14 protein-coding genes and 1 other RNA gene are annotated in these 15,047 nt (G+C 36.7%); 11 read left to right on the top strand and 4 right to left on the bottom strand.

Features of this window, described 5'->3' with window-relative positions; translation table 11 throughout:
* Positions 1-112: 112 nt before the first annotated feature.
* The 4 genes from ssrA to PHO43_RS09060 form a co-directional block, all read right to left on the bottom strand.
* Positions 113-512, bottom strand: a transfer-messenger RNA (tmRNA) gene (ssrA, locus tag PHO43_RS09075).
* 75 nt (positions 513-587) lie between these two features.
* Positions 588-1,616 (bottom strand): hypothetical protein, encoded by a 1,029-nt coding sequence (locus PHO43_RS09070; protein WP_045089597.1) that lies wholly within the window; start codon positions 1,614-1,616, stop codon positions 588-590.
* A 1-nt stretch (position 1,617) separates the two neighbouring features.
* Positions 1,618-2,655 (bottom strand): glycosyltransferase family A protein, encoded by a 1,038-nt coding sequence (locus tag PHO43_RS09065; protein WP_052673147.1) that lies wholly within the window; start codon positions 2,653-2,655, stop codon positions 1,618-1,620.
* Between the two features lie 7 nt (positions 2,656-2,662).
* Positions 2,663-3,385, bottom strand: coding sequence for a glycosyltransferase (locus PHO43_RS09060; protein WP_288010102.1), 723 nt, complete (start codon positions 3,383-3,385; stop codon positions 2,663-2,665).
* Positions 3,386-3,493: 108 nt separating this feature from the next.
* Between PHO43_RS09060 and PHO43_RS09055 the strand changes: the two genes are divergently transcribed.
* From PHO43_RS09055 to PHO43_RS09005, 11 genes are all read left to right on the top strand, one after another.
* Entirely contained in the window at positions 3,494-4,018 is a 525-nt protein-coding gene (locus PHO43_RS09055) for a DUF4199 domain-containing protein (RefSeq protein WP_045089599.1), read from the top strand.
* Between the two features lie 19 nt (positions 4,019-4,037).
* Positions 4,038-4,991 carry a glycosyltransferase family 2 protein gene (locus PHO43_RS09050; protein ID WP_045089600.1) on the top strand — a complete coding sequence of 318 codons (954 nt, stop codon included), beginning with the start codon at positions 4,038-4,040 and terminating at the stop codon, positions 4,989-4,991.
* A gap of 52 nt (positions 4,992-5,043) precedes the next feature.
* On the top strand, positions 5,044-6,081 hold the full coding sequence (locus PHO43_RS09045; protein WP_045089601.1) for an FAD:protein FMN transferase: 1,038 nt from the start codon (positions 5,044-5,046) through the stop codon (positions 6,079-6,081).
* 38 nt (positions 6,082-6,119) lie between these two features.
* Complete coding sequence (locus tag PHO43_RS09040; RefSeq protein WP_045089602.1) at positions 6,120-6,671, top strand: methylated-DNA--[protein]-cysteine S-methyltransferase; 552 nt, start codon at positions 6,120-6,122, stop codon at positions 6,669-6,671.
* Between the two features lie 43 nt (positions 6,672-6,714).
* On the top strand, positions 6,715-7,713 hold the full coding sequence (locus PHO43_RS09035) for a porin (RefSeq protein WP_154904820.1): 999 nt from the start codon (positions 6,715-6,717) through the stop codon (positions 7,711-7,713).
* Positions 7,714-7,757: 44 nt separating this feature from the next.
* The gene (locus PHO43_RS09030) at positions 7,758-9,131 is read left to right on the top strand and encodes a DUF1080 domain-containing protein (RefSeq protein WP_045089604.1); all 1,374 of its coding nucleotides are present in this window, start codon (positions 7,758-7,760) and stop codon (positions 9,129-9,131) included.
* A complete protein-coding gene (locus PHO43_RS09025; protein WP_045089605.1) occupies positions 9,128-9,520 on the top strand; it encodes an A1S_2505 family phage non-structural protein in 393 nt (130 codons plus the stop codon). Before PHO43_RS09030 ends, PHO43_RS09025 begins: the two co-directional genes overlap by 4 nt.
* A gap of 10 nt (positions 9,521-9,530) precedes the next feature.
* Complete coding sequence (locus PHO43_RS09020; protein WP_288010105.1) at positions 9,531-10,313, top strand: sulfide/dihydroorotate dehydrogenase-like FAD/NAD-binding protein; 783 nt, start codon at positions 9,531-9,533, stop codon at positions 10,311-10,313.
* A gap of 23 nt (positions 10,314-10,336) precedes the next feature.
* Positions 10,337-11,800 (top strand): NADPH-dependent glutamate synthase, encoded by a 1,464-nt coding sequence (gene gltA / locus PHO43_RS09015; protein WP_288010107.1) that lies wholly within the window; start codon positions 10,337-10,339, stop codon positions 11,798-11,800.
* Positions 11,797-12,915, top strand: coding sequence for a 4-phosphoerythronate dehydrogenase PdxB (gene pdxB / locus PHO43_RS09010; protein WP_045089608.1), 1,119 nt, complete (start codon positions 11,797-11,799; stop codon positions 12,913-12,915). Before gltA ends, pdxB begins: the two co-directional genes overlap by 4 nt.
* A 243-nt stretch (positions 12,916-13,158) precedes the next feature.
* Positions 13,159-14,862, top strand: a complete 1,704-nt coding sequence (locus tag PHO43_RS09005; RefSeq protein WP_045089609.1) for a tetratricopeptide repeat protein — start codon at positions 13,159-13,161, stop codon at positions 14,860-14,862.
* Positions 14,863-15,047: the final 185 nt, after the last annotated feature.

The raw sequence follows: 15,047 nt of genomic DNA, 5'->3' as shown, positions 1-15,047 counted from the left end.
TTTATTTGTCTTTTTCCTGTCTTTTCTGTCAGCCATATACATACAAAAAACCGCTCAAATCTCTCAATTTGAACGGTTTGTCTATGTTTTGTCGCTTTATGTCTTATGCGACCAGTGGAGCTGGAGGGATTCGAACCCTCGTCCAAACGAGGAAGCAATCTGCTTTCTACATGCTTAGCTTCATTTTAATTGTCGGGAAAGAGCGCGATTGAAGCCACCAAACTCAATCCTTATCTTCTTAATTTCGGTGAGGAGCCGAAGCCTCTCCTAACCTATCTCCGATTTACCTGCACCACCGTATCGGATCGCTTCGAAGCCACAGCATCCGGGTGATGTCTTGTTCCGCCACCTGGTGGCAGAATTAAGCGTTAACCTACTGTACTTCGGTTACGCAGCAAGAGCGTAATTATTATTGCCAGTTAAAGCTTTGCCGTTTGAGATTAAAGTGCAAACCGACAACGCACTGCATGCTTACAAACCTCTTCTACTCGCTGTCAAAACCGGTCAACCCCATTAATATAAAGAACTCTTCTTTATCTTCGTATGACACAAAATTAAACAATTGGTTTAATTTTTCCAAATCTATACTAAGTTCTCTCTATAAATTGGATAAATCTGTTCTTTTCTTCTTCAAATGAAAGCTTAAAAGTATGTTCAACTTCAAGGCTCTTTTTGAGAATATTACCCAGTTCGTTTTTATCATTATAAAACAGTGCCGGATAATCAAAGCCCTCTATTCCTCGGAAAATTTCATGACACAATAGAGAGACATTGTAGGTTAATGATAGTGGGAACATTCCTGATATTTTATTTTTCGTGTAACTGTCAGCTCCTTCTGTTTCAGGATGTATTAAGGGAAGCAGACAATCAGCTTTTCTTAAATAGCTATGAAAAATACTGTTGGGAATGAACTTATCAAAATATGTGAAGTTGCGTTCTAACTTATACTTCTTTATTTTATTTATGATATCGGGACCTTCATTTTTACTGCTATTTCCAAGCAGGATGAAGTTCAGTTTATCATCATTATACTCCTTTAGAAAATCAAAGAGAAAATTGTAATCTCTTCTTTTATATTCCAGAGCTCCGGGAATTGCAACCCATAACTTATCGTCCTTTAATTCAGTCAGGTTATCTAAATTATAATCCGAAAAGAATGATGGATTGAAATAGCTAAAAGAATATTTGTATCTGCCTAATGTATGCAGATACTGATATCTTGATAGTACAAAATATGATCTTATTTTACGGGATATAAGCTTCTGTCCAAAACTTGATTCCAGTTTACCCGTGTTGTGAATTACCCCAAAGAAACGGATCTTTCGGGGGAATGGCAGCATCATGAACTTGAGAGGGATATTACCCTGAGCTGTATTGAGAACTGCCCTATCGATCTTTTGCCTGATTAATAAAGACCTTGCTCGAATTAATGATGAGAACTTACTAAAATCAAAATAGTGAGTGTCTGTATTCAGATTGAAGTCGGAGATTATATCCCTGACTCTATTATTACAAATTAGTGTAACTTGATAACCTGCTTCCTGTAGAAATAATATTTGTGAATAGAGACATTCTGTGTGAAACGTATTAAACTCGATAAGTGCGATTTTTTTCATATCATCCTGTGCGTAATACTAGATAACTCTTTAACTTAAAGAGTGATGTCTGCTCTTCGTAATAGCCTATATGTGTCTGATTATCGGGTTCGAACATTTTCATTGCCTTTGATTGTTTAATCTTTGTTCCAGGTAGATGAAAACGTTTTTCTTCATAACGGATATAATGTATCTTCTGACGAGGCACCTTTATGAAGTCCTTAACTGTTTCAGGTTCATTCGCCGCATAAACATACTTCTCATAATCAAGCGCGTTCTTTTGTACATGCACATTTTCCGGTTTGAACCAATTTATTATCCTGTTTATCACACTTGAGTAGGTGCGCTGATAATATAATTTCCCATTCAGCTCCTTGTAGAATAATGGTTTATGACGAGCATTTAAAGCATCTATTATATTTTTGTGCAGATGACGTGTCTGAACTCTTTTAGAATTTGATCTTACACGATAGTAAAGGCCTACTATAGGGAGTCTTACAAATTCTCCCCCTGTTTCGAAAAGTGATAGCCAGAAATCCCAGTCCTCACGACCCAAAATTTCGTTACAGTAGCCACCAACCTTCTCCCAGTCGATCTTTCTATACATAGCGCAGTTATCAATTAGATTTCTCCTGCATAGTTTATTAATACTGAAAGGTTTAAATTCCCATTTTCCGCTTTTTTCTCCTATAAACCTGGCTTCACAGCTTACAAGTTTAACATTATGGTTATTATCTAAAACTTTAACTGCTTCACCTACATAGTCGGGAGAAATACAGTTATCTGAGTCCAAAGGCAATATGTACTCACCTTTTGCTTTACTTATAGCGTGATTTCTAGCTGCTGAAGCACCTGCATTTTTTTGATAATAGCTTCTGATTACAGAATTCTCAGATACCATTTTGTTGATGATTGACTGAGTGTTGTCAGTTGAACCATCATTTACAATTACAATTTCAAAATTTGAATATTTGGTAGATAAAGCTGATTTTATCGATTCTTCGATATATTTTTCAGAATTATAAGCAGGTATAATTATGCTTACTAATTTTTGATTCATACTAATATTATATTTTATCCAAACCTTTAAATAGCTTCCTGAAATAGTAGAGAAACGGGTTTCTGTATTTAAGCTTCTTCCAGGGCCTGCTTGAGTGCGGTTGGTGAATAACCCTGCAGGTTGTGTCCAAATAGTTGAAGAATCCCAACTCTATGGCTTTATGGCTTATAAAAACATCATACCACGATTTCTCAGGATTTAGTTTATTAAAATCATAAGAACTCAGAAAAGCGTTTGATAAAAGAGTGCAGCAAAAGCTCAAATGTTTTTTTACAGATGTGACACCTAAATTTAAATCAGCTGCAAACAGATATGGATAGTTTATTATATCCTTCTCATCAGTAGTTACAGCCGCAATTAATCCTGGATTATCAAGATTATTTACACTATTATAAAGTTTGCTTATCGTATCTTCATTTACAGTAACATCCGACTCAACTATTACAATATGTGCTCCACTGCTAACTGCCTTTGTTTGTGCCATCTGCAGAACAAGACGGTAGTTAGGCGACGGGTTGGCAGTTACTTCCGATAAATGGACAACTTTGAAGTTATACTTCGAAGCCAGTTTATCAAGCATATCTGCCGTTTCTTTTTCACTAAAATCATCATAAACCGTTAGTTCAAAGTCTATTTCAGATTTTGAATTTATAACAGCTTCTATAGTCAGACTTGTCGATTCCGGAGAGTTTTTCACCGGAATAACAATGTGTAAAGGTGTGGTCCTCACAATTAATACTATTAAACAACTCGCAAAGGTACATATTTTTTTAATGTGACGAAATGGAGGTAATAATTTGTATATTTTTGATTACTTTTGTATGTTAAATAAAAATCAATGGAAGAGAATAAAAATCATCTTTTTAATTACGCTACAAATGCTGCTTTCACCCTTGGATTATTTTGGGTATTAAAATATCTGCTGGTTATTTTAGGTAGGGATATGGTTATATTAAGCTATCTGAATAACCTGCTAAGTATAGGAACACCAATAATTTTATTTTATTTTCTTGTTAGATATAATTCAGGGTTAGTAGAAAATAAAATGTCTTTCTGGCATGGTATACAATTTTCGATTATACTTTTCTTTTTTGCATCTATTTTTGAGGCAGTGATCGTATTTATACATGTAAAATGGCTGGATCCTGCTTTTATTTCAAATTTATACAGCAACCTGATTGAAATTGCACAATCATTGAAACTGAGCCAGGCATTGACTGCTCAGATGATGAAGCAACCACTGCCAAGCACATTCTCATACGTATTTAATAACGTTATAATGGCTGATGTTTTTATAGGTTTATTACTTTCGCTTGTTTTAGTGCCAGTTGCAAGAAAATATAAGCCTAAACAAGAATTATAGTTTATTTATAGAGATAGAAATGGATATATCAGTTGTAATACCATTGTATAATGAGGAAGAGTCGCTATCCGAACTGCACAACCGGATTAAACAGGTTATGGAGGACAACGGTTTTTCATACGAAATAATATTTGTTGATGACGGAAGCACCGATGGTTCGTGGGATATTATCAAAAGTCTGAAGAGCTCTTCTGAACATGTTAAGGCAATAAAATTCAGACGTAATTATGGTAAATCTCCTGCTTTGCATTGTGCTTTTCAGAAGGCACAGGGCGACGTTCTGATAACAATGGATGCTGACCTCCAGGATAGTCCCGAAGAGATCCCAGAGCTTTACAGAATGATTAAGGAGGAGAAATATGACCTGGTTTCCGGCTGGAAGCGAAAAAGGTATGATAATAAGCTGACAAAGAATTTACCTTCCAAACTTTTTAATGCAACTGCCCGAAAGGTATCGGGGATTAAGCTGCACGACTTCAATTGTGGATTGAAGGCTTACCGTAAATCTCTGGCTAAGAGTATTGAGATCTATAACGATATGCATCGATATATTCCTGTATTGGCAAAATATGCAGGATATACAAAAATTGGAGAAAAAGAAGTGGTACACAGTCCACGCAAATATGGTAAAAGCAAATTTGGATCACGCAGATTCTTAAATGGTTATCTCGATCTTATAACGCTCTGGTTTTTAAATAAGTTTGGTAAAAAACCGATGCACTTTTTTGGCCTTTGGGGCACTGTTATGTTCATTATTGGATTTATTGCAACTATTGCTGTTGGCGTAATCAAGATTTATGATATGAATCATGGCAACCCCTATCGCCTGGTTACTGAGTCGCCATACTTTTATATATCTCTCACAATGATGATTCTTGGTACACTGCTCTTCCTTGCAGGTTTCCTCGGGGAACTTATCTCGAGAAATTCTCCTGAAAGAAATCATTACAGGATTGAAGAGAATATTGATTAGCTAAGGAAGTATCTGCTGTAAACATATTAAGAAAACTTGTAACACTAAAAACATGACTTCAAAATACTCAAACAAGAGTCTCCAAATATTACTGTCTCTTTTTTTAATTTCTGCTTTTACTGCCTGTAATTCAGACAGTAAGAAAAATGAAAACCTACAGTATTTTCAGGAGCATGGTGAGATATTTACTACCGGATATAGTATAAAATATGAGTATTCCAGGTCGCTGAGTGAAGAAATTAAATCAGAACTCGACAGATTTGATCTCTCGTTAAATCCTTTTAAAGATAACTCAATAATAACGAAGGTAAACAACAATGAAGAGGTTGAGCTCGACTCCTTTTTTATAAAGGTTTTCTATAAATCGATGGAGATTTCGCAAAACACTAACGGGTATTTCGATATTACTGTTTCTCCTCTAATAAATGCATGGGGGTTTGGTTTCCAGAATATGGATAATGTTACTCCTGAAATAATTGACAGTCTGGAGGAGTTTGTCGGTTATGAGAAGATAAAAATTGAAAATGGGAAGGTGGTGAAAGCTGATCCTCGTGTGGAGTTAAATACATCGGCAATTGCCAAAGGTTACTCATGCGATGTGGTTGCAGACCTACTTGAGAGTTTTGGAATTGAGAACTACATGGTAGAAATTGGTGGTGAGATAAGTGCCAAAGGGGTTAATGAAAAGAACAATTGCTGGAGAATAGGTGTGGATAAACCTAATGATTTTATTTTAGTTCAGCATGAGCTTCAGACTGTCTTATCGCTTTGTGATAAATCACTTGCTACTTCTGGTAACTATAGGAATTTTTATGTAAAGGATGGTAAAAAATATACTCATACAATTGATCCGCATACAGGATATCCCTCCGAAACTGATATATTGAGTGCAACTGTTATTGCTGATGACTGTATGACTGCTGATGCATATGCAACTGCTTTTATGGCAATGGGTATTGATAAATCAATTGAAGTGGCTAAAACGGTTCCGGGTCTGCATTACTATTTTATTTATGATAATGAGACTGACGGATCGTTTGCGGTTAAACATTCAGAGGGTTTTGAGCAGTTTTTTGCAAATAACAGATAAACAGGGCCTAAATTACTAACTAAAATAGTATCAGGATTATGAGCAATCAAGAAAGACAAAGCAGATACAAAATAATTCCAATAACGGTTGATGATGAGAAGAATCTGACAATTAGATATGATTCTTTTGACTCAATCTACGGGCATATTTTTGTTGCTGCAACTGATAAAGGTATATGCTACTTGGGCATAGGAGATGAGCCTGAGATGCTTGAAGAGCTGAAAAAGAGATTTCTGAATGCTGTTTTAGTTAAGCAGAAAAATCAGATGATCAAAGATGCAGTTACACAGGTTTCAAATCCAAATGCAACTACTGAAATTACTTTCCATCTGAAGGGAACTGAATTTCAACTGAATGTGTGGGATGAGCTGTTGAATACTAAAGTTGGTGAAACCTGCAGTTATATGCATATAGCAGAAAAAATAGGCAGACCAAAAGCTGTACGTGCTGTTGCATCAGCTATTGGACAAAACCCTGTTACTTTTTTAATTCCTTGTCACAGGATTATTCGCTCTGATGGCACTCTTGGTGGATATTACTGGGGATTGGATATTAAAAAGAAAATACTTAAGCATGAATCAACTATATAATTATGACAGAAGTTCTCTGAAATATTTTCAAATAAATAAATATATGAGAACAAACTTACTACTATTGATTTTTGGGTTTTTAATTACTACTACGATGATCGCACAAAACACGGTCACCTACCCTAGTTTTAAGATAGATGGAACATTAAAAAACAAATATGAATATGCTCCTGAAAGTAATATGTCTCGTTTTTCTATACGAAATACTCGTTTAGGAGTAAAGGGAGATATAAATTCTTTTTCATCATACAGAGCACAGGTGGAGCTTAGTGATGAAGGTAAATTTAAGGTACTTGACCTTAGTGGAACAATTACTCCTGTTAAAGGACTCTCTTTTACTATGGGACAGACAAGTATACCATTATATAACTCTTATGTTGTGAGTCCTTCCGATATGATGTTTGCTAACCGTGCTTTTCTTGGAAAATATTTTATCAGTACACGTGATTTAGGAATTCTGGCTAAGTATAAATTTAACGTGGGAGTTGTTCCTGCGGGACTGGAATTTGGTGTATATAACGGTAATGCAATTAATGATCCTGTATGGAAACAGAATTTGTCTACTGGTGGTCGCATCGAGTTAGGTAGCATGAAGGGTTTAAGGTTTACTGCCAAGGCTTATGATTATCAGAACAATGACTCAACACACGTCCTGTTTTATGGTGCCGATCTCAGATATGAGATTAATAACTTTAAAGTGGAAACTGAAATAATGAAGAAAGACAGCAAAACTGATCTTTATAGCGATATGCTTTCTTATTATGTGCAGAGTGCCTACCGTTTCCCAATCAAAAGCAAATTCTTCGACTATGTACTTCCTGCAGTAAGATGGGATGCTATAGATGAGCAGCTTGATGAGAAAGGTTTTGATACTAACAGATTGACAGCAGGAATCGGCTTTGGCTTCAAGGAAGAAAGGTTTTCATCAATAATCAGACTGGATTATGAGTGGTACTTTATAAATAATAGCATGTCGATCTTTAGTAAAAATCCTCAGATGGATGCAGATAAGCTTACTGTGGAATTATTATTTACATTCTAATATCATACTCTGTAAGAATGTCCTTTAATTTTAAATTTATAAATATGAATAAGGTAGTATTATTTCTAAGCATTCTTTTAATGGGAATTTACTCCTGTACCGGAGACAATTCACCTAAATCACTGTTTAACGGTGAGAATACAGATCAGTGGGAAACACAAGGCAATGTGGCAGTAGAAAATGGCATCATTACAGTTAATAATGGCGCTGCTTTAGTATTGAAAAAAGGTAATTACAGTGACTTTATCCTAAAGGTAAAAGCACGTACTGTAGGTAATGGAAAAGGATTTATTGCTTTTCATACAGATAATGCAGCAGATGGATACAGAGTTGCATTAAACAACGATCTTGAAAGTGCTGAATGGTGGACAAAAACAGGCAGCTTGCTTTCTGTAAGAAACTTAGCTAAATCAACAGTAAAAACAGATGAGTGGTTTGATATGGATATTCAAGTTGAAGGCAAAGCAATTACTATATCGGTTAATGGAAATCCGGTTGTTGAGTATATCGAACCAACTGCTCCTTATCGTACAGCTGAACATTCATCTAAACTGCTATCAAGCGGTAAATTTGCTATTCAAAGCAGTGAAGGTACAATAGAGATTGAGTCGATTGAGGTGACTCCTTTAAAAACTAATCCGGACATTGCTCAGCAGCAGCTGCTTGCTATCGATGAAACAACTGATCATATCATTAAACTTCATCAGGATAATTTCCCAGTGCTTGACTACCATGTTCATCTTAAAGGAATTACTGCAGACGAAGCAGCTAAACAGTCTCGTAAATATGGTATTAACTACGCATTAGCACCTAATTGCGGAATAGGTTTCCCAATTACTAATGATGAGGAGGTTATTGAATATATTAAAGAGATGGAGGGACAACCATTCATTCAGGCAATGCAGGGTGAAGGTCGTGAATGGCCACAAACATTTTCTGCTGAAGTAAGAGAAAAATTTGATTATGTTTTTACTGATGCTTTAACATTTACTGATACAAAAGGAAGACGTACTCGTCTATGGATTCCTGAAGAGGTTTATATTGAAAACGAACAGGAATATATGGATCTGATTGTACAGAAGATTGTAGATGTAATGCAGGAACCAATGGATGTGTATGTCAATCCAAATTTTCTTCCTGATGTAATGAATGACAGATATGATGAATTCTGGACAGAAGAAAGAATGGATAAGGTAATTAAAGCTTTGGTGGAAACAGACAAAGTTCTTGAAATAAATAACAGGTATGAAATACCTAATAAGGCATTTATACTTAAGGCAAAGGAAGCGGGACTGAAATTTACTTTCGGTACCAACAACGGTGATGGTGATTTTGGGAAGCTTGAATACTGTATTCGCATGAAAGAAGAGTGCGGTATTACTGCTGAAGATATGTATAAACCAAATATGACAATATGAATAATAGAGTAACACCCTCATTTATTTCCGATCTGGAAGAGAACGAGATTTTTGTATTTGGAAGTAATCTGGAAGGAATTCATGGGGGTGGAGCTGCTGAAACAGCTTACGAGAAATTTGGCGCTGTATGGGGACAGGGAGCCGGCTTGCAGGGCAGCTCATACGGAATTCCCACTATGCATGGCGGAGTTGATGAAATAAAACCATATGTGGATAAGTTTATTGAATTTGCAAAATCAAACCCGAAGCTAACATTTTTAGTTACCCGCGTGGGATGTGGCATTGCAGGGTTTCATGATAAAGAGATTGCTCCACTTTTCTCGGAAGCTGTTAATATTTCAAATATCTTTCTTCCGGAAAGTTTTTGGGAAATCATCAATAAGAAATGATAATATAGTAATGAATAAAATTGTAGCTAAAGAGTACCTTTCAGAAAGAGTAGTAAAATTTGAGGTTGAAGCACCTCTTATCGCGAAAAGCAGGAAAGCAGGACACTTTGTAATTGTGAGAGTTGGTAAAAAAGGAGAAAGAGTTCCATACACTATTGCCTCTGCTGATATAAAGAAGGGTACTATCACACTTGTGGTACAAAGAGTAGGCAAATCGTCAGAAAAGCTGTGTAGTCTTGAGCCGGGAGAATATATAACTGATATGGTGGGGCCATTAGGTAAGGCCACACATATAGAGAACTTTGGAACAGTTGTTTGTGCAGGTGGTGGTGTTGGAGTTGCTCCTATGCTTCCTATCATTGAAGCAATGAAAAAAGCCGGCAACAGGGTAATATCTGTTCTTGCAGCCCGCACAAAAGAGTTGGTTATTCTAGAAGAACAGGTTCGTCAGTACTCTGATGAAGTGGTAATAATGACTGATGACGGTTCTTATGGCGAAAAAGGTTTGATTACTGATGGAGTAGAAAATGTAATCAAGAGAGAAAAAGTGGATCTGTGCGTAACAATAGGTCCTGCTATTATGATGAAATTTGTTTCTAAACTGACGGAGAAATATGATGTGCCGACAGTTGCCTCTCTGAATACTATCATGGTGGACGGTACTGGTATGTGTGGTGCCTGCAGAGTTACCGTGGGAGGTGAAACAAAATTTGTATGCATCGACGGACCGGAATTTGATGCACACAAAGTTGATTTTGATGAGATGCTGATGAGACTTAAAGCATACAATTAATAAAACAAACTATCTATCAATATATGAGCGAGTATTTAAAAGCAGAACGGGCTGTTGCATGGCGTGAAGAGTTGCGTAAATCGATGAAAAATAAAGATCGAATTGCAATTCCAAGAGTAGTAATGCCTGAAGTGGACCCGGATATAAGGAGTCATAATTATGATGAGGTTAACCTGGGACTAACTGAAGAGATGGCTGTAAAAGAATCTCACAGGTGTCTGGATTGTGTTGATCCAACATGTATTTCGGGCTGCCCTGTGGAGATAAATATACCAAAATTTATAAAGAACATAGAACGAGGTGAATTTCTGGAAGCTGCTAAAACATTAAAGGAAACAAGTGCTTTACCAGCAGTTTGCGGAAGAGTTTGTCCACAGGAACGTCAATGTGAAAACAGCTGCTTTTACACTCAAAAATTAAAGAAAGAACCTGTAGCAATCGGTCATTTAGAACGTTTTGCTGCAGATTTCGAACGTAATAGTGGCAATATTTCAATACCTGAAATTGCCCCCTCAAATGGAATTAAGGTTGCTGCAATTGGATCTGGTCCAGCCGGACTTGCTTTTGCAGGCGATATGGTAAAACTTGGTTATGATGTAACTGTTTTTGAAGCCCTTCATGAGCTTGGTGGGGTCTTAAGATATGGAATTCCGGAGTTCAGACTTCCAAACGATATAGTTGATGTTGAGATTGATGGCCTGAAAAAAATGGGTGTTAAATTTGAGACCAATTGTATTGTAGGAAAAACTATCTCTCAGGAAGATCTGAAAGAGGCCGGCTTCAAAGGTATATTCGTGGGAAGTGGTGCTGGTTTGCCTAATTTTATGAATATTCCGGGAGAGAATCTTATAGGGATAATGTCTTGTAATGAATATCTAACCAGAGTGAACCTTATGGATGCAGGTGATCCTGATAGTGACACTCCCGTTTACAAAGGCAAGAAAGTTGCTGTTATAGGCGGTGGAAATACTGCAATGGATGCTGTGCGTACTGCTCGCCGACTGGGAGCTGAGAGGGCTGTAATTGTATACCGCAGGTCGGAAGCTGAAATGCCTGCTCGTATTGAAGAGATAAAACATGCTAAGGAGGAAGGCATTGAGTTTTACACATTACACAATCCACTCAGATATGAAGGAGATGAAAGAGGTCGCGTGCAAAAGATGCTGCTTCAGAGAATGGAACTAGGTGAGCCTGATCAATCAGGACGACGTCGCCCTGTACCGGTTGAAGGAGCCACTGAATGGATGGAGGTTGACGAAGTAATTGTTAGTGTGGGTGTATCCCCTAACCCACTTATTCCACAATCATTCTCAGGCTTAGAGATAACCTCATGGGGAACTATTGTAGTTAATAATGATACAATGCAGACTGCCGATGATTTTATATTTGCAGGTGGCGATATTGTACGTGGTGGTGCAACGGTTATCTTGGCAATGGGTGATGGAAGAAGAGCTGCAAAATCGATGCATGAACATTTGAGTAAATGAAAATATTAGCTGATTCACATATACCATTTCTAAAGGGAGTGGCAGAACAATTTGGTGAAGTTGAATACCTCCCGGGAAATCAATTTACCCGTGATGCTATCAAGTTGAAGGATGCCTTGATAGTGAGAACTGTTACTCACTTCGGTTATGATATCCTGCATGGAAGCAGTGTAAAGCTTATCTGTTCGGCTACAATAGGTTATGATCATATAGATACTGAATATTGCGATTCACATGGCATAGCATGGCGTACAGCACCAGGGTGCAACGCTTCGTCAGTGGAGCAATATATAACAGCATCATTACTGTTTTTAGCCAGGAAATATAATTTCAATCTCAAGGAAAAAACTATAGGCATTGTTGGGGTTGGTAATGTTGGTAGCAAAGTTGCAGTTGCATGCCGAAAATTAGGAATGAATGTTCTGCTTAATGACCCTCCAAGAGAAAAAGCTGAGGGCAGTAATAGCGAAACAGAATTTGTTAATATCAGAACTATTCAGCTGGAAGCAGATATAATCACTTTTCATACCCCATTGACTAAAGTAGGTGAACATAAAACATTCCATCTGGTCGACAACTCTTTTTTAAATTTTCTTGAGCGTAAACCTTTTATCATAAATGCTGCTCGTGGAGCTGTTACAAGTAATCAATCATTGAAAAAAGCTCTGAACAATGGTAATATAAGCGGTGTTGTGCTTGATTGCTGGGAGAATGAGCCTGAGATTGATGCTGAATTATTAAGTATGGCTGAAATTGCAACACCGCATATAGCAGGCTACTCAGCTGATGGTAAATGGACAGCAACAAAAATGAGTATTGATAATTTAAAAGATCACTTCGGTTTAGATATAACGCCAGTTTATCAACCTATTCCGGAACCTAAAGAACCGGTAATTGATCTAAAAGGAATAGCACCTGAAGATCAGTTGGCACATGCTGTTTGGCACAGTTATAATCCCATGCGCGAAACTGAACTTTTAAAAACATCCCCGGAGAAATTCTATTGGTTCAGGTCGAATTATCCACTCCGAAGAGAATATCATGCATTTACTGTTATTAATTCTCATAATTCAGTTCATCAAAAACTCAAAGATTTAGGGTTCAATATAATTTAGACAGTAATTATTTCTCTAAATTTATATTTTAAAACTAACTATTATTGATAGGTAATTCTGCAGTATGAATTATCTATCATTTAATATTATAAAGCTTATATATTTAATTGAAAATAGTAAAAATCATAAGATTGTTTTTTTGTAAATCAGACTAAAAAAGGTAAATTTGTCTATCTGTATAAATCAATGAAACAACCTTCTTTTTAGCGTATTAATTTATTGAATAATTATAATTTTCTCAACATGAAAAAGATCTCTCGTTTTTTATCACTATTTGTGGTGATTAGTGTAGCAATTCTTGCTACTTCGTGCAGCAGCAAATTAAAGCCGCTATCACAGAACAATTTCAATGTAACTCCTACCCCACTAGAAACTGTAGGAAATCAAATTCCTGTAACCATTAGCGGAACTTTCCCCGAAAAATGGTTTAACAAGAATGCGATTGTTACAATTACTCCGGTTCTTAAATATGGCAACAACCAGGAAATTGTAGGTACACCTTACAGCTTCCAGGGAGACAATATTTCAGGCAACAGAGTAACAATCAGTCAGAGCAGAGGTGGTAACTTTACAATGAATTCCACATTTCCTTTTGAAGATGCAATGCGTTCTTCAGAACTGTATCTAAGATTTGACGGAAGAATTAAAAACAAACGCTCTGCACTACCTGACCTTAAGGTAGCTGACGGTGTAATAGCAACTTCAGCACTTGCAAGTGTTACAAATACAACTCCTTCTGTTGCACCTGACGGATTCCAAAGAATTATACAGGAAGCTCAGGAAGCAAATATCATGTTCCTTATTGAACAGGCAAATCTTCGTCAGTCTGAACTAAATAAAAGCGATCTGGCTGCTTGGAAAAAACGTGTTGAAGAAGCTTTTAATGATCCAAAACAGAACGTTAATGTAGAAGTTTCAGCTTATGCTTCTCCTGATGGAGGCTTATCTCTAAATGAGCGTCTTGCAGCACAGCGTGAAAAGAACACTTCAAACTATCTGGAATCAGAACTGAAAAGACGTAATATCGATACTGAAGTGTTTGCACATTATACAGCTGAAGACTGGGAGGGTTTCCGTCAATTGGTTGAATCTTCAAACCTTCAGGATAAACAACTTATCCTTCGTGTATTAGAAATGTATCCAGATTCTGAGACACGTGAAAGAGAAATCAAGAATATCTCTTATGTATTTGAGGATCTTGCAGAAACTATTCTTCCACAACTTCGTCGTTCACGTATAATTGCTAATATTGAAATTATCGGTAAGTCTGACGAAGAAATCATGACTGCATGGAAAAACAATCCAAAAGAGTTATCAACTGACGAACTTCTTTATGCATCTACACTTACAGATGATGAGAGTGTTAAAGAAAATATCTATCAATATGTAACAGCTAATTTCACAAATGATTACAGAGGCTGGAATAATATTGGTACAATGTATTTCAAACAGGGCGATTATGCAAAAGCTGAACAGGCATTTAACCGTGCAGCACAAGTAAGTCCAAACGCACCTGAAGTAAACATGAACAAAGCTCTTTTAGCAATCTTGAAAAATGATTTAAGTACAGCTAATGAACTACTTGGAAGATCTGCTGGTGCTGCATCTCTTGACGAAGCAATGGGTCTTTTAAATCTTTTACAGGGCAACTACAACCAGTCAGTTAGCGCTTACGGTAACAATAAAACAAACAATGCTGCTTTAGCTCAGCTTTTAGTATCAGATTACAACAAAGCTAAACAAACATTAGAGTCAGTAGAAAAACCTGATGCAACTACAGCATATCTGTTAGCAGTAATTGCTTCAAGAACAAACAACTTTAATGATGTTGTTTCTAACCTGCGCACTGCTATCGGTCGCGACAGAACAATGGTTGCACAAGCTCTTAATGATCTTGAATTTGCTAAATATCGTACAAACAATGAATTTATGTCATTGCTAAAATAACAGGATAAGATATCTAATAAAAAAGTGGGCCAAATTGGTCCACTTTTTTTATTTATATATACAAAAAGGAAAGTGAATCAGCACGATCCACTTTCCCACGTCACTGCCTCACTACTTGTGAGACATTTTAAGAGATTCAAACCGAACCTCTTATTTCCTTAGGCGTTAATCCGGTTCTTTTCTTG

This window comes from Lascolabacillus sp. (assembly GCF_028696275.1).
Lineage (GTDB): Bacteria > Bacteroidota > Bacteroidia > Bacteroidales > Dysgonomonadaceae > Proteiniphilum > Proteiniphilum massiliensis.
The sequence above is the reverse complement of the archived record's forward strand: the minus strand, read 5'-3'. Positions and strand labels throughout refer to the sequence as shown.